This is a genomic window from Modestobacter sp. VKM Ac-2979, from assembly GCF_026967995.1.
Taxonomy (GTDB): Bacteria; Actinomycetota; Actinomycetes; order Mycobacteriales; family Geodermatophilaceae; genus Modestobacter.
In genome coordinates, this window is the sequence record NZ_JAPVBO010000006.1 from 474,501 (window position 1) to 488,620 (window position 14,120).

Below are 14,120 nucleotides of genomic sequence, written 5' to 3' on the forward strand. Positions count from 1 at the left end.
GGCACGGCCTAGGGTGCCGGCATGCCCTCAGATGCACACCTCGCCGGACGGCGGGCGCTGGTCACCGGCGGAGGCTCCGGCATCGGCCGGGCCTGCGCGCTGCGACTGGCCGAGGCCGGCGCGCAGGTGGTGGTCGTCGACCGCGACGCCGAGTCGGCCGAACGCGTCGCCGACATGGTGGGAGGGACGGCGGTGGTGGTGGACCTGGCAGACCTGTCAGCGGTGGACGACCTCGACTTGGCCGTCGATGTGCTGGTCAACAACGCCGGGCTGCAGCACGTGGCTCCGCTGCACGAGTTCCCGGTCGACCGGTTCTCCCTCATCCTCCGGCTGATGCTGGAGTCGCCGTTCCGCCTGGTCCGGGGTGCACTGCCGCACATGTACGCCCAGGGGTGGGGGCGGGTGGTCAACATCAGTTCGGTCCACGGCCTGCGGGCCTCGCCCTACAAGTCCGCCTACGTGACGGCCAAGCACGGGCTGGAAGGGCTGTCCAAGGTGATCGCGCTGGAGGGGGCGGAGCACGGGGTCACCTCGAACTGCGTCAACCCGGCGTACGTGCGCACACCGCTGGTGACCGGGCAGCTGGCCGACCAGGCGCGGACGCACGGGATGTCCGAGGACGACGTCGTCACCCAGGTGATGCTCGCCCCGGCGGCGATCAAGCGACTGATCGAGCCGGAGGAGGTGGCCGAGGCCGTGGCCTACCTGTGCTCGCCGATGGCCATGTCGGTGACCGGCAGCTCCCTGGTCCTGGACGGCGGGTGGAGCGCCCGCTGACCGGGAGGCGGCGCCGGGGTGGTGATGCCGGGGGAGGGCCGCCCCCGCTGCGGCGGTGGCTCGAACCGGACACGGTGGGTTCGACCTGGGCTCCCCGCTGAGCGAGTGACCGATGAGTTGCGCCGGGTCGCGGAGTCCTCTGCTGCATGGCGACGACTCTGCTGGCGATCGGCACGCGCAAGGGGCTCTGGCTCGCGACGAGTGAGGACCGGCGCAGCTGGTCGCTCTCCGCGCCGCACTTCCTGATGACCGAGGTGCCGAGCATCGGCATCGACACCCGCGCCGGGCGCACCCGGCTGATGGTCGGCGTGCGGTCGGAGCACTTCGGCCCGACGGTCCTGCACTCCGACGACCTGGGGACGACCTGGGACGAACCGGCCGGTGGGGCTATCCGCTTCCCGGCCGACACCGGCGCCGCCGTCGAGCGGATCTGGCAGCTGCGCCCGGACACCGCCGACCGCCCCGGGGTGGTCTGGGCCGGCTGCGAGCCGATCTCGGTCTGGCGCTCGGACGACGGCGGCGAGCACTTCGAGCTGTGCCGCGGGCTCTGGGACCACCCGCACCGCAGCGAGTGGGGCGCGGGCTACGGCGGCGCGGCGGCGCACTCCGTCGTCCCCGGGCCCGACGGCACGGTGCACGTGGCGATGAGCACCGGCGGCGTCTACCGGACGCGGGACGGCGGGGCCTCGTGGCAGCCGCGCAACTCCGGCATCTCGGCGTACTTCATGCCCGGGCCGGCGCCGGAGTTCGGACAGTGCGTGCACAAGATCGCCCGGGACGCGGCCGACCCACGGAGGCTGTACGCGCAGAACCACCACGGCGTCTACCGCTCCGACGACGACGGCGACTCGTGGACGTCGATCGCCGACGGACTGCCCTCCGACTTCGGCTTCGTGATGCTGGCCGACCCGCGCCAGGGCGGGCGGATCTGGGTGGTGCCGCTGGTCGCCGACGGCGAGCGGATCCCGCCGGACGGCGAGCTGGCCGTGCACCGCAGCGACGACGCCGGCTCCACCTGGCGCCGCCTCGACGCCGGGCTGCCCACCCATGAGTACAACGCGGTGCTGCGGGACGCCGCCTGCGTGGACGCCGGTGACCCGGTGGGCGTCTACGTCGGCACCCGCGGCGGCGAGGTGTACGCCAGCGCCGACGAGGGGGAGTCCTTCAGCACGGTCACCTCCCACCTGCCCGACGTGCTGTGCGTGCGGGCAGCGGTGCTGCCGTGACCGTGCGGGTGCTGCTGCCGCGGCTGCTGGCCGACACGACCGGCGGCCGGACGTCGATGTCGCTGGACCTGCCCGAGCCCGCGACCGTCCGCGCCCTGCTCGACGCGCTGGCCACCGAGCACCCGGTGTTCGACCGGCGAGTGCGGGACGAGACCGGGGCGCTGCGCCGGCACGTCAACGTCTACGTCGACGGCGAGGAGGTCCGGCGGCTCTCCGGTCTGGTCACCCCGGTGCCGGCCGGCGCGGAGGTGATGGTCGTGCAGTCCGTGGCTGGTGGCTGAACGCGACGACGCGCCGAGATCTGGCTGGCCGGCAGGTTACGAGTCGATGACGGCGGTCACACCTCCTCCATGAGCATCCTCGGGAAGCTGATGGGAACCGCAGGGAACGCCGCTGGACGGAGCGCGCGTGGTGGACGTTCGGCCACCACCCGGGGCACCGCGGGCCGGCGCCGGGCCGGGGGCGGGGGGCGGAGCGGCCGGGCGGGCTCGCCGGCTTCCTCCGGAGGTCTGAGCCGGGTCATCGGGTCGCTCACCCGTCGCCGGTGACGGCGCTCAGCTGAGCAGGACGGCGGCGGCGAGCAGGACGACCGCCGTCGTCACCTCGCCCATGGCGCCCATGACGTCGCCGTTCACCCCGCCGAGCCGGGTGCGGGCCCGGGAGAACAGCGCCTCGGACGACGCCAGCCCGACCGCGACGGCGGCCACCAGCCCGAGCGCGGCGACCGGGCCGTCGGCGCCGACGAGCAGCGCACCCCCGGCGGCCACCGCAGCGGTGGCCAGCGCGGCCCCGGCCAGCCAGCCCCGGGAGACGGTGCCGGCCACCGCCTGGCCCAGTGACGAGCCCTGCGCGATCGGCACCCCGGGCAGGCCGGTGCGGGCCATCGCCACCCGGGCTGTGACCGTGGCCGCCGGCAGCGCGAGCCAGCCGCCGTCCACGGTGAGCAGGTGGGCCAGGCAGGCGACCTGCAGCAGCAGGGTGAGCACCAGGGTGACGACGCCGAAGGGGCCGACGTCCCCGGCGCGCATCACCGCCAGCGCCTTCTCCCGGCCGCGCAGCGGGCCCAGTCCGTCGGCGGTGTCCGCCAGCCCGTCCAGGTGCAGTCCGCGGGTGAGCGCGGCCAGCGAGGCGATCGCGAGCACCGCACCGGCCAGCGGGCTGACCGTGCGGTCGGCGGCCCAGGCGACCGCGGCCGCCCCGCCCCCCAGCACCAGGCCGACCAGCGGCGCCCAGGGCAACACCCCTCGGGCCGAGGCGGCGGCCGGCACCCGCAGGCTGGTCAGCAGCGCGAACGACTCCGCCGGCCCGGTCCAGGGGCGGCGGGTCGCCGGCTGGTCCGGGGAGCTCATCGCAACCGCTGGGGCAGCCCGGCGACCACGAACCACACCTCGTCGGCGGTCGAGGCCAGCCGCTGGTTGACCGTGCCCAGCGTGTCCCGGAAGAGCCGACCGGCCCGGGTCTCGGGCACCACGCCCAGCCCCACCTCGTCGCTGACCGCCACCACGTGCGCCGGCGTCATCACCCAGTTGTCGACCAGTGCATCGCAGCGCTGGTCCAGCCGGTCGCGGGCCGCGGCGGCGTCCGTGGGGGAGCCTGCGGCGTGCGCCCCGGTCGCGTCGACGGCGTCCCAGATGCCGGTCTCGTCCATCAGCGCGGCCACCCAGGTGGTGACGCTGTCGACCAGCACCGCACCCTGGCGCAGCAGCTCAGAGGGCGCGGTGGTCTCCACCGTCGTCCACCCGGCCGGGCGGCGGGCGCGGTGGGCGGCGACCCGGGCCGACCACTCGGCGTCGGCCTCGTCGACGACGGAGGTGGCGAGGTAGGTGACCTCGTCCCAGCCGGCCAGCAGCTGCTCGGCGTGCGCGGACTTGCCCGACCGGGAGCCGCCGAGCACGAGCACCCTGGTCACGTCAGCACCAGCGTCGTGACCGTGCCGTTGTGCGGGGTGATCCCCGGCAGCTGGTCGGGCCCCAGCCCGGCGACCACCGCCTGGGCGGCCCGGATGGTGTCGCCGTGGGTGACCAGGGCGACGACCGCGGCCGGCGGGTCGGTGCGCAGCCGGTCGAGGTAGCCGGCGACCCGGGAGTGCAGTTGGGCGAGGCTCTCCCCGCCCTCGGCCGACCAGTGCGGGTCGGTCCAGTCGACGACGTCCCACAGCTCGCGGGAGGGTCGCCCCTCGAGCACGCCGTAGCCCTGCTCGCGCAGCGCCGGGGTGGTGCTGAGGGCCAGCCCGGTCGCCGCGGCGCAGTGCTCGGCGGTCTGCACGGCGCGGTGCAGGTCGCTGGAGACGAGGGCGCCGGGGCCACCGCCGTCCCGGGTGAGCGCGGCGAGCTCGGTGGCGGCCTGCGCCGCCTGCTGGTGGCCGAGCTCGGTCAGCGGCACGTGCGCGGTCTGCCCCTGCATCAGCCCGGCGGCGTTCCACTCGCTCTGACCGTGCCGGACGAGGAGCAGGGTCAGGGGAGCGGCCATGGTGGTTGGGAGAGTAGGCGCCGGGTCGCGGAGGGCGGCGGGAGACCTGCCGCCCCGGACTCGTACCGTCGCAGCCGTGACGATCCCGCTGCGCCCCGGCGCCGGCCGGGCCCCCCGGCCCGCCGCGCGCCCGACCGGCCCCGACCCGCTCGCCCCGCTGCTGGAGCTGCCCGGCGTCGCCGCGGCGGCCGAGGACGCACGCGCCGCGGTGGATCTGCTGCTCGGCCACAAGGTGCTCCGCCGCGAGTCGGCCGGGGTCAGCGCGGAGTCGGCGCTGCGCGGTGCCCGGGCGTCGGCTGCGCTGCAGGGCGTGGACCGGCCGCTGGCGGACCTGCGCGCCGGTGAGGTGACCGACCCGGTCGTCCAGGGTGCGCTGCGGGTCTCGGTGGGCCTCGGCTCGATGGTGGAGACCTGGGAGCGGGCGCCCGGTCAGGTGCTCGCCCGGCTGCACGTCCTGGCCGCCACCGACCTCGCCGAGCCGGCCGACCTGGGTCGGCCCAGCGGCGCGGCCGGTGCGCGGTTGGGTGGGCTCTTCTCCCTGATCACCGGCGCGACCACGGTCCCGGCCGTGGTGGTGGCCGGGGTGGTGCACGGCGAGCTGGCCGCGCTGGCGCCCTTCGGGGTGCAGGACGGCGTGGTCGCCCGCGCCGCTGCCCGGCTGGTCATCATCAGCCGGGGCCTGGACCGCAAGGCGGTCTCGGTGCCGGAGGTCGGGTTCGCCGAGCTCGGCCGGGACGCCTACGAGGCCGCGCTGGCGGGCTACCGGACCGGTGGCCCGGCCGGGGTGGCCGGCTGGCTCGTGCACTGCTGCCGCGCCACCGAGCACGGCGCCACCGAGGGCCTGGCGATCTGCGAGAGCCTGCTCCGCGGCTGAGCGCGACAGCGCCGTCCTGCGACTCCGCTGCAGCGCGACCAGACTGGGCGGATGCGCTTCCTCGAGGTCGACGGCCTGGGACAGGTCAGCCGGGTCGGACTGGGCACCTGGCAGTTCGGCTCCCGGGAATGGGGCTACGGCGACGACTACGCCGTGGGGGCGGCGCGCGACATCGTCCGGCGGGCCCGCGAACTGGGCGTCACGCTGTTCGACACCGCCGAGGTGTACGGCTTCGGCCGCAGCGAGAAGATCCTGGCCGAGGCGCTCGGCGCCGACCGGTCTGAGGTGGTCGTCGCCAGCAAGGTCTTCCCGGTGGCGCCGTTCCCGGCGGTCGTCCGCAACCGCGCGGCCGGCAGCGCCCGCCGGCTGCAGCTCGACCGGATCCCGCTCTACCAGGTGCACCAGGCCAACCCACTGGTCCCGGACTCGGTGATCATGCCGGGCATGCGCGCCCTCCTCGACGACGGCGTGATCGGTGCCGTCGGGGTCTCCAACTACTCGCTGGAGCGCTGGCAGGCGGCCGACCGCGCCCTGGGCAGCCCGGTGGTGAGCAACCAGGTCCAGTTCTCCCTGGCGCACGCCGGGCCGCTGGCCGACCTGGTGCCCTTCGCCGAGCGCGAGAACCGGGTGGTCATCGCCTACAGCCCGCTCGCCCAGGGCCTGCTGGGCGGCCGCTACTCCGCCGACCACCGCCCCGGGGGCGTCCGGGCGATGAACCCGCTGTTCGGCACCGAGAACCTGAGCCGGGCCGAGCCGCTCCTCCAGCTGCTCCGGGACGTGGCCGCTGCGCACCAGGCGAAGCCGGCCCAGGTGGCCCTGGCCTGGCTCCTCGGCCTGCCGCAGGTGGTCGTGATCCCGGGGGCGTCCAGCGTCGAGCAGTTGGAGTCGAACGTGGCGGCCGCCGAGCTGGAGCTGACGCCGGCGGAGCAGCAGGCGCTGACCACCGCCGCGCAGGACTTCCAGCCGGTCTCCACCGCCCGCACGGTCTCGGACCAGGTGCGGGAGAAGGTGGCGGAGCTCCGCGGCCGTATCGGCGGCTGAGTCGAGGCCGGTCGGTCCGATCAGGCGCCGCGGCGCCGACGACGACCGGTCGGGGGCACCACGACGGGGGCGGCGAGCGCGACGGCCGGGAGCGCCCGCAGCGTGCGCCGCCGGGCGAACCAGGCCAGCCCGGCCACGGCGGCCCCGACGCCGACCGCGGCACTGGTGACGACCGGCGTCCGGGCGCCGGAGAAGCGGGAGCGCAGGGTGACCGGGCGGGTGAACTCGAGCACCGGCCAGCCCCGTTCCGCGGCGGCCTTGCGCAGCCCCCGGTCGGGGTTGACGGCGGTGGGGTGGCCGACCGCCTCGAGCATCGGCAGGTCGGTGATCGAGTCGCTGTAGGCCCAGCAGTCGGCCAGGTCCCAGCCCTTCTCGGCGGCCACCTCGCGCATCGCGGCGGCCTTGTTCTCGCCGTAGGCGTAGTAGTCGATCTCGCCGGTGTACTTCCCGTCGACGGTGACCATCCGGGTGGCGACGACGCGGTCGACCCCGAGCATCTCGCCGATCGGCTCCACCATCTCCGCCCCGCTGCTGGAGACGATGACGATCTCCCGGCCGGCCGCCTGGTGTTCCTCGATGAGGTCGGCGGCCTCCGCGTAGACGAGCGGGTCGACGATGCCGTGCAGCGTCTCCCGCACGATCTCGTGCACGACGGCGACGTCCCAGCCCGTGGTCATCGCGGTGATCTGTCGCCGCATCCGCTCCATCTGGTCGGCGTCGGCGCCGGCCAGGGAGAAGACGAACTGCGCGTAGGCGCCCTTGAGGACGGCTCGCCGGTTGATCAGCCCACCCTGGAAGAACGGTCGTCCGAAGGCCAACGTGCTGGACTTCGCGATGACCGTCTTGTCCAGGTCGAAGAACGCCGCAGCGCGGGTCACATCGCACACGGTAAGGGGATCGGCAGTCCAGGGGGGTGGGCACACCGTCGTCCACACCCGGAGGGGTTGTCCACAGATGCCGTCCAGAGCTGGGCCGGCGTCGACCGGCGCGCTGCGCTGGGTGGGTGTCCGCTGCCTCGCGAGCCCCCGGCTCCGCGCCCGCCGTCCCCGCCCACCCGCTGGTCCTGAGCACCGACTCCGGCCTGCTCGACGACCTGCTCCGGCTGCTCGCCGCCGCCGGTGCCACCGCTGAGCTGACCACGGGAGGCGGTGCGCTCCGCCGCGCCCACCGGGACGCGCCGCTGGTGCTCCTCGGCGCCGAGGTGCTGGGCAGTGCGCCGGTGCGGGCGCTGCCGCGGCGCCCCGGGGTGCTGGTGGTCGCCGCTGGTGAGCCCGCGGCCGAGGTGTGGCCGGCGGCCGTCGAGCTCGGCGCCGAACGGGTGGTGGTGCTGCCCCGGGACGAGGCGTGGCTGGTGGAGCGGGTGGCCGCGGCGGTGCAGGCCCCCGCCCGGCCGGGCTGGCTGACCGTGGTCGGCGGTGCCTGCGGCGGCGCCGGCGCGAGCACCCTGGCGACGGCGCTCGCGGTCGCCGCGGGCAGCGCGGGCGACGGCGGCGTGCTGCTGGTCGACGGCGACGGTTGGGCCGCCGGCCTGGACCTGCTGCTCGGGGCGGAGCGGGAGCCCGGGCTGCGCTGGCCGGAGCTGGCCGGGGTGAGCGGACGGGTGGCCGGCCCGGCGCTCGCCGCCGCCCTGCCCGAGGTCGCCGGGGTCGCGGTGCTCTCCGCCTCCCGGGAACACCCCCAGGAGCTGCCCGCCGAGGCCCTGCTGGCCGTCTGCGCAGGAGCCCGGGCCAGCGGGTGCGGTGTCGTGCTCGACCTGCCCGTCCGCAGCCCCGCCGCCGAGGCGCTCCTCGCCGAGGCCGACCTCAGCGTCCTGCTCGTACCGGCCCGGCTGCGGGCCGGAGCCGCCGCCCGCGCCCTGCTGGAGGGGGACCAGCGGCCCTGGTCGGCGGCGCTCGTGGTGAGCCGGCCGGTCCCCGGGGGGCTGAGCCGCGCCGAGGTGGCCGACGTGGTCGGCCGGCCGGTCTTCGCCGAGCTCGCCGCCGACCGGTCGGCGGCACCGCGCAGCGAGCGGGGAGAACCACCGTCCGTCGCCGCCCGGTCCCCGCTCGGCGGGCTCAGCCGGCTGCTCCTCGCCGAGCTGGCCGGGCGCGCGGCGTGACCGGAGAGTCGGCGCCACCGCTGGTGGAGCGGGTGCGCGCCCGGCTCGCCACCGGCGTGGGCGCCCCCAGCCCGGCGGCCGTGGCGGCCCTGGTCCGGGAGGAGTCCGGCGGCCTGCTGGGCGACCGCGGGGTGCTCGACGCCGTCCGGGCCGCCACCGACGAGCTCGCCGGGGCCGGCGTCCTGGAGCCGCTGCTGCGCACGCCCGGCGTCACCGACGTGCTGGTCAACGGGCCGGGCGAGGTCTGGATCGACCGGGGCGAGGGGCTGGAGCCGGTCGACGTCCGGTTCCCCGACGAGGCCGCCGTCCGCAGGCTCGCGGTGCGGCTGGCCGCCGCTGCCGGCCGCCGGCTCGACGACGCGGCGCCGTGGGTCGACGCCGGCCTCCCCGACGGCACCCGGCTGCACGCGGTCCTGCCGCCGGTGTCCGGGGCGGGCACCTGCCTGTCCCTGCGCGTGCTGCGCCGGGCGGCGCTCTCCTTCGCCGACCTCTCCGACCGCGGTGCCCTGCCCGGCGCCAGCGCCGAGCTGCTGGCGGCCGCCGTCCGGGCGCGGCTGGCGTTCCTGGTCACCGGCGGCACGGGCACCGGGAAGACGACGGTCCTCTCCGCACTGCTCGGGCTGGTCGATCCGGGGGAACGGCTGGTGCTCTGCGAGGACGCACCCGAGCTGACCCCACGGCACCCGCACGTCGTCCGGCTGCTCACCCGGCCGGCCAACGTCGAGGCCGCCGGCGCGGTCACGCTGCGGGACCTGGTGCGGCAGGCCCTGCGGATGCGCCCGGACCGGCTGGTCGTCGGCGAGGTCCGCGGCGCCGAGGTGGTCGACCTGCTCGCCGCCCTGAACACCGGGCACGACGGCGGCTGCGGCACGGTGCACGTCAACCGGGCCGCGGACCTGCCGGCCCGGCTCGAGGCCCTCGGCGGTGCGGCCGGCCTCGGCCGGGCCGCGGTGCACAGCCAGGCGGCGGCCGCGCTCGCGCTCGTCGTGCACCTGCGGCGGAGCCCGGCGGGACGGGGCGTGGCCGAGCTGGGGGTGGTCCGACGGCAGGGGGAGCTGATCGAGGTGGCCGCGGGCTGGCGGGCCGACGGCAGCCCCACCCCGGCGCGCGGCGAGCTCGCCGACCTGCTCGGTGTGCGGGTGCCCGGATGAGCCCGGCCCTGCTGGTCCTCGGGGTCGCGCTGCTGGCCTGGCCGTCGGGCGCCGGCGGCCGGCCGCGACGGCTCACCGAGCTGGGGTGGGGCGGGGTGCGTCCGGACCTCCGCGCCCTGGCCGGCGGCCCGGCGGGACCGTGGGTGTTCGCGCTGGTGAGCGGGGGAGCCGGGGCGTTGCTGTCCACCCCGGTCGTGGCCGGGGTGGCGGCCGGCTGCGGTGTCGTCGCCGGCCGGGCCCTGCAGGCGCGCGGCCGGGCAGCCGCCGGAGAGCGGCGCACCCGGGCCCTCGTGGAGGCGCTCGGCGTGCTGGCCGCGGAGGTGCGGGCCGGGCGACCACTCCCGGAGGCGGCCACCACCGCGGTCGACGGCTGCCCGGACGCCGGCATGGCGCGGGCGCTCGAGCCGGTCCTGCGACTGGGCGACCCGCCGACGGGGCCGGCGACGGACGAGTCGGCCCGGGCGCTCGTGCGGATCGCGGCCGCGGTGCGGTTGAGCACCCGCACCGGCTGCTCGCTGGCCGGGGTGGTCACCGCCGTCGAGGACGACCTGCGAGCCCGGCTGCGGGCCGGGGAGGAGCTGCGTTCTGCGGTCGCCGGGCCGCGGGCCAGCGCCACCGTGCTCGCCGGTCTCCCGCTGCTGGGCCTGCTGATGGGCAGCGGGGTGGGCGCCGACCCGTGGCGGGTGCTCACCACCACCGGCGCGGGGACGGCGCTGCTGGTGCTCGGCGTGGCACTGGAACTGGCCGGGCTGACCTGGTCGGCCCGGCTGGTCCGGCGGGCGGTGGCGCAGTGAACGGTGTCTGGGCCGTCCTCGTCCTGGCCGGCGCGCTGCTGCTGTGGGTGCCCCCCGGGGCCGGCCGCCGGGACCGGGTGCGGTTCCTGCTCGCCGTCCCCGGAGACGGCGGTCGGCCCTGGCGGTCGACGAGCGGCCCACCCGGGGCGGCGCGACGCCGGGTGGAGGCGGGCCTGGGCGGGCTGGCGGCCTTCCTGGTGCTCGGTGCCGGGCTGCCGGCCGCGCTGGTCGGGCTGGGCGTGGCCGCGGGGCTGGACCGGCTGCTCCGGCGGTCCAGTGCGCCACCGGCCGTCGCCGGAGCCCTCGCCCGGGACCTGCCGGTGGCCTGTGACCTGCTCGCCGTCTGTCTGGCGGCCGGCACCCCGGTCGGGTCGGCCGTCGCGGCGGTCGGGGAGGCGGTGCCCGGTCCGCTCGGCGATCGGCTGGTCGAGGCGGGGGCGCTGTACCGGTTGGGCGCCGCCCCGCGCCGGGCCTGGGCGGGAGCGCCACCGCCGGTCGACGCGCTCGCCCGCACGGTGGTGCGGGCCGGTGAGTCGGGCTCGGCGGTCGTCCCGGCCCTGCAGCGGCTCGCCGCCGACCTGCGCAGCGCCGGCCGCAGTCAGACCGAGGCCGCGGTGCAGCGGGCGGGGGTGTGGGTGCTGGCGCCGCTGGGGCTCTGCTTCCTGCCCGCCTTCCTGTGCCTGGGCGTCGTCCCGATGGTGCTGGGCATCGGCGGCGACGTCTTCGGCTGAGTCACGGTCACCGCCGTCGTGCCGGTCGGCGTCCACAACCGCGGGCGTCCTCCACAACCCGGCCGCAGCGACCTGGTGGCGCCCTCGCCGGCACCAGGCTCGGGTCGACGGACCGGCAGGCGGTCCGGCGGAGGAGGACACATGGAGATCCAGCCGGAGAACGAGGAACGGCCCACCGGACGCCGGCGCGCGGCGCTGGCCCAGCGCTGGTCGGAGGCCCGCGTGGCCGGCGAGGAGGGCATGAGCACCGCCGAGTACGCCGTCGGCACGGTGGCCGCCTGCGCCTTCGCCGCCGTGCTCTACCAGGTGGTCACCGGCGGATCGGTGGTCGCGGCGCTGGGCGAGCTCGTGCAGACCGCGCTCGCCACGCTCGCCTGAGTCGACGTGTCGACACCCGACCGCGCCGGCCGGCTCGGCGGCTCCCGGGAGGCCGGGATGGTGACCGCGGAGACCGCCGTGGTGCTGCCCGTGCTCCTGCTGGTGCTGGCCGGGGCGGTGGCGGCGGTCGTCGTGGTCGGTGCCCAGCTGCGCTGCGTGGACGCCGCCCGGGAGGGGGCCCGGGCGGCGGCACGCGGCGAGCCGGCGGCCGTGGTGCACGAGCTGGCGGCGCAGGCCGCCCCCGACGGGGCGACCACGGACCTGGGCGTGGGGGAGACGGTGCGGGTCACCGTCGCGGCCACGGTCGCCCCGCTCGGCCCGCTGCCCTGGCGGGTGGAGGTCACGGCGACGGCGACAGGCGTCCGCGAACCGGCGGCAGGCGGTTCGCCGTGACCGGGCGCGTGCCGGCCGACGACGGGGAGCGCGGCTCGGCCACCGTGTGGATGGTCGCGCTGGCCGGGCTGCTCGCCCTGGTCGGCGTCGCCACAGTGCTCGTCGGCGCCGCGGTCGTGGCACGGCACCGCGCCACCTCGGCGGCCGACCTCGTGGCTCTGGCCGCCGCCGGCCGGGCCGTGCTGGGCGACCCGGCCGCCTGCGCGGTCGCCGAGGAGGTCGCCGCGGCGAACGAGGCCGTCGTGGACTCGTGCGCCGTCACTTCCGGCGCGGTCGTCGAGGTGCGGGTGCACGTCCCCGTCCGGCTGGGTCCACTAGGCGTCGTCGACGCCCCGGCCCGGGCGCGCGCCGGTCCGGCACCGCCGGACACCGAACCGGCTCCGGAGCAGTCAGACGGCGGAGGAGCCGACTCGTCGGACGCGCACCCCGGCCTAAGGGTGCGTGTCCGACGGGAGACCGCTCGCCGCCTTGGTCGCCTGGCGGAGCGTCCGTCGCCGATCCGTGACCGACGGGGTGCGAGAGTGGACCCAACCTTGAGGAGGTCTGCGTGTCTGTGTCGACGAACCCGCGATTGACGGTGTTGGACCGGGACCTGTCGCATGTCGTTGCGCAGCGACTGCGCGGCGAAGCGGTAGTGGCATGCGACCTTGAGACTTCGGGGTTGGACTGGCGCGTCAACGTGATCGGGACAGTGCAGCTGTATGCGCCCAGCGTTGGTGCGGTGATCATTCGCGTCGGCGACAGTCGTCCCGCGCTTCTCGTGGACTTGCTCGAGGATGCAAGTGTGCTGAAAGTGTTCCACCATGCACCGTTTGATTTAAGTTTCCTGGTGCACCGATGGTCTATGAATCCCGCGAGCATTAGATGCACCAAGATTGCGTCAAAATTACTTCGCCCCGACGCGCCACCTGGTGAGCACAGTCTCGCATCGCTTTTGCGCAGCCACTTGGACGTGACCTTGGCGAAGGGAGCTGTTCGCACCAGCGAGTGGACAGCGACATCGCTCACCGACGAACAACTGCAGTACGCGGCCAACGACGTGCGCTACCTGTTGTCGCTATTCGACATCCTTGATTACTCGCTACGTCGGGATAGTCGCGGTCAATTGTACGATCGATGCTGCGATTTCCTTCCCGCGCAGGCTGTTCTAGAAACGGGTGGATACCCCGACGTATTTGCGTATTAGTCAGCGCTTCAGCTGAGTGACTCCGCAAGTTTCTCCCAGGAAGCTCCAGTGAACGGCTGATATCCCGAGCTAGATTCGGTGGTGAGTCTCGCAAGTAGTCGAAGGTGGGATGGTGCGTCGGGACCGTTGACTTGCTGTACCACCACGTCGGCCGTCTCGGGCTCTCCGCCGCAGAACTCGTACAGATCATCGAGCAAGAGGTTGGGCACCCAGCCCAACGGAAAACCACCAGCCGTCACAGCCATCACGGCCTGCGCGTTCGCCGGGTTCTGCGGCTCGCGCACTAGCTGTAGCGGATCGCCGTGCCTTAACGCTGCGAGATGAGTTTCCAGGTTGGCGACATCAACAATCCGCTCTCGGCCCTCTAGTACCAGGGGTCGGTCGGGTACATGGCGAATGCCGTGAACCAGGAAGTCGCAGGCCACTCGACCGTCGGCTTGAACCTGTGGCTCCGGGAACAGTTGAAGTACGTCCCCCTGGCGCCCTCCACCTGAGCGGCTCATCTGCTCCCACGGAGTGGCGTCGGCGGGCAAGCCCAGTCGGCGAACGTAGCGTGCGTGATCCGGTCTGCGTGGATCCATAACTCGCTGAGCGAACAGTGGGAAAAGGTGAGGCGACTCGTAAGCCCGGTGCAGGTCCGGGAAGCCTAGGAGGGGAACAAAGTCAGGTGTCGTCTCGGCATTGCGGATGTAGTCGAATCGGTAGTGATGACCGTCGTACTCGAGCAGTCCGACGGGACTGATGTCCCGGCTGACCGGGTGTTGCCACGTGACAGCCAGACGACGCCCCACGGTCGGTCGGCTCTGGTCGTCCGGCGCCGCCACCGTCTCAGTCGCGGTCATGAAGCAGCCTCTTCCTATTGATCTTGAGAACCTCAAGCGCGAACGTACGGGCAGGGTCTGACAGTTCTGGCGTGCGGCCCAGCAGGTCGGCCTCTGTGTCCTCGGTCACTCCTTCGAGCTGGGCCAGCCAGAACTGGCGAGCTTCGGACGATGCCAGCCC

General features: G+C 75.3%; 18 protein-coding genes. 13 read left to right on the forward strand and 5 right to left on the reverse strand.

Going from position 1 to position 14,120, the window contains the following annotated elements; genetic code table 11:
- The first annotated feature begins 21 nt into the window (after nucleotides 1-21).
- The 3 genes from O2W15_RS19520 (at nucleotide 22) to O2W15_RS19530 (ending at nucleotide 2,284) form a co-directional block, all read left to right on the forward strand.
- Complete coding sequence (locus O2W15_RS19520; protein WP_269161407.1) at nucleotides 22-777, forward strand: 3-hydroxybutyrate dehydrogenase; 756 nt, start codon at nucleotides 22-24, stop codon at nucleotides 775-777.
- A gap of 146 nt (nucleotides 778-923) precedes the next feature.
- A complete protein-coding gene (locus tag O2W15_RS19525) occupies nucleotides 924-2,003 on the forward strand; it encodes a WD40/YVTN/BNR-like repeat-containing protein (RefSeq protein WP_269180594.1) in 1,080 nt (359 codons plus the stop codon).
- Entirely contained in the window at nucleotides 2,000-2,284 is a 285-nt protein-coding gene (locus O2W15_RS19530; RefSeq protein WP_269180595.1) for a MoaD/ThiS family protein, read from the forward strand. Before O2W15_RS19525 ends, O2W15_RS19530 begins: the two co-directional genes overlap by 4 nt.
- Nucleotides 2,285-2,557: 273 nt before the next feature.
- Here the strand turns inward: O2W15_RS19530 and O2W15_RS19535 are convergent, their stop codons facing one another.
- The 3 genes from O2W15_RS19535 to O2W15_RS19545 are packed head-to-tail and all read right to left on the reverse strand — an operon-like array spanning nucleotide 2,558 to nucleotide 4,472.
- Nucleotides 2,558-3,352 carry an adenosylcobinamide-GDP ribazoletransferase gene (locus O2W15_RS19535; RefSeq protein WP_269180596.1) on the reverse strand — a complete coding sequence of 265 codons (795 nt, stop codon included), beginning with the start codon at nucleotides 3,350-3,352 and terminating at the stop codon, nucleotides 2,558-2,560.
- Nucleotides 3,349-3,912 (reverse strand): bifunctional adenosylcobinamide kinase/adenosylcobinamide-phosphate guanylyltransferase, encoded by a 564-nt coding sequence (gene cobU, locus O2W15_RS19540; protein ID WP_269161411.1) that lies wholly within the window; start codon nucleotides 3,910-3,912, stop codon nucleotides 3,349-3,351. The genes O2W15_RS19535 and cobU overlap by 4 nt, the downstream gene beginning before the upstream one ends.
- Nucleotides 3,909-4,472, reverse strand: a complete 564-nt coding sequence (locus O2W15_RS19545; RefSeq protein WP_269180597.1) for a histidine phosphatase family protein — start codon at nucleotides 4,470-4,472, stop codon at nucleotides 3,909-3,911. Before O2W15_RS19545 ends, cobU begins: the two co-directional genes overlap by 4 nt.
- A 76-nt stretch (nucleotides 4,473-4,548) precedes the next feature.
- Between O2W15_RS19545 and O2W15_RS19550 the strand changes: the two genes are divergently transcribed.
- Together O2W15_RS19550 and O2W15_RS19555 are read left to right on the forward strand one after the other, a co-directional pair.
- A complete protein-coding gene (locus O2W15_RS19550) occupies nucleotides 4,549-5,346 on the forward strand; it encodes an oxidoreductase (RefSeq protein ID WP_269161413.1) in 798 nt (265 codons plus the stop codon).
- Between the two features lie 51 nt (nucleotides 5,347-5,397).
- Entirely contained in the window at nucleotides 5,398-6,387 is a 990-nt protein-coding gene (locus tag O2W15_RS19555) for an aldo/keto reductase (protein ID WP_269180598.1), read from the forward strand.
- 20 nt (nucleotides 6,388-6,407) lie between these two features.
- Here the strand turns inward: O2W15_RS19555 and O2W15_RS19560 are convergent, their stop codons facing one another.
- Entirely contained in the window at nucleotides 6,408-7,265 is an 858-nt protein-coding gene (locus tag O2W15_RS19560; protein WP_269180599.1) for an HAD family hydrolase, read from the reverse strand.
- 125 nt (nucleotides 7,266-7,390) lie between these two features.
- Here O2W15_RS19560 and ssd point away from each other — a divergent pair, with 125 nt between their 5' ends.
- The 8 genes from ssd to O2W15_RS19600 all read left to right on the forward strand — a co-directional run bounded on the left by ssd (nucleotide 7,391) and on the right by O2W15_RS19600 (nucleotide 13,118).
- The gene (gene ssd / locus O2W15_RS19565; protein ID WP_269180600.1) at nucleotides 7,391-8,485 is read left to right on the forward strand and encodes a septum site-determining protein Ssd; all 1,095 of its coding nucleotides are present in this window, start codon (nucleotides 7,391-7,393) and stop codon (nucleotides 8,483-8,485) included.
- Complete coding sequence (locus O2W15_RS19570) at nucleotides 8,482-9,636, forward strand: TadA family conjugal transfer-associated ATPase (RefSeq protein ID WP_269180601.1); 1,155 nt, start codon at nucleotides 8,482-8,484, stop codon at nucleotides 9,634-9,636. Before ssd ends, O2W15_RS19570 begins: the two co-directional genes overlap by 4 nt.
- A complete protein-coding gene (locus O2W15_RS19575) occupies nucleotides 9,633-10,430 on the forward strand; it encodes a type II secretion system F family protein (protein ID WP_269180602.1) in 798 nt (265 codons plus the stop codon). The genes O2W15_RS19570 and O2W15_RS19575 overlap by 4 nt, the downstream gene beginning before the upstream one ends.
- Nucleotides 10,427-11,161, forward strand: coding sequence for a type II secretion system F family protein (locus O2W15_RS19580; RefSeq protein ID WP_269180603.1), 735 nt, complete (start codon nucleotides 10,427-10,429; stop codon nucleotides 11,159-11,161). Before O2W15_RS19575 ends, O2W15_RS19580 begins: the two co-directional genes overlap by 4 nt.
- A 141-nt stretch (nucleotides 11,162-11,302) precedes the next feature.
- Nucleotides 11,303-11,539, forward strand: a complete 237-nt coding sequence (locus tag O2W15_RS19585; protein ID WP_269180604.1) for a DUF4244 domain-containing protein — start codon at nucleotides 11,303-11,305, stop codon at nucleotides 11,537-11,539.
- Nucleotides 11,540-11,545: 6 nt separating this feature from the next.
- The gene (locus O2W15_RS19590; RefSeq protein ID WP_269180605.1) at nucleotides 11,546-11,932 is read left to right on the forward strand and encodes a TadE family type IV pilus minor pilin; all 387 of its coding nucleotides are present in this window, start codon (nucleotides 11,546-11,548) and stop codon (nucleotides 11,930-11,932) included.
- 8 nt (nucleotides 11,933-11,940) lie between these two features.
- Complete coding sequence (locus O2W15_RS19595) at nucleotides 11,941-12,507, forward strand: Rv3654c family TadE-like protein (RefSeq protein ID WP_269180610.1); 567 nt, start codon at nucleotides 11,941-11,943, stop codon at nucleotides 12,505-12,507.
- Nucleotides 12,480-13,118, forward strand: a complete 639-nt coding sequence (locus O2W15_RS19600; RefSeq protein WP_269180606.1) for a ribonuclease D — start codon at nucleotides 12,480-12,482, stop codon at nucleotides 13,116-13,118. The genes O2W15_RS19595 and O2W15_RS19600 overlap by 28 nt, the downstream gene beginning before the upstream one ends.
- An 8-nt stretch (nucleotides 13,119-13,126) precedes the next feature.
- Here O2W15_RS19600 and O2W15_RS19605 read toward each other — a convergent pair whose 3' ends face one another.
- Entirely contained in the window at nucleotides 13,127-13,960 is an 834-nt protein-coding gene (locus O2W15_RS19605; protein ID WP_269180607.1) for a hypothetical protein, read from the reverse strand.
- Nucleotides 13,961-14,120: the final 160 nt, after the last annotated feature.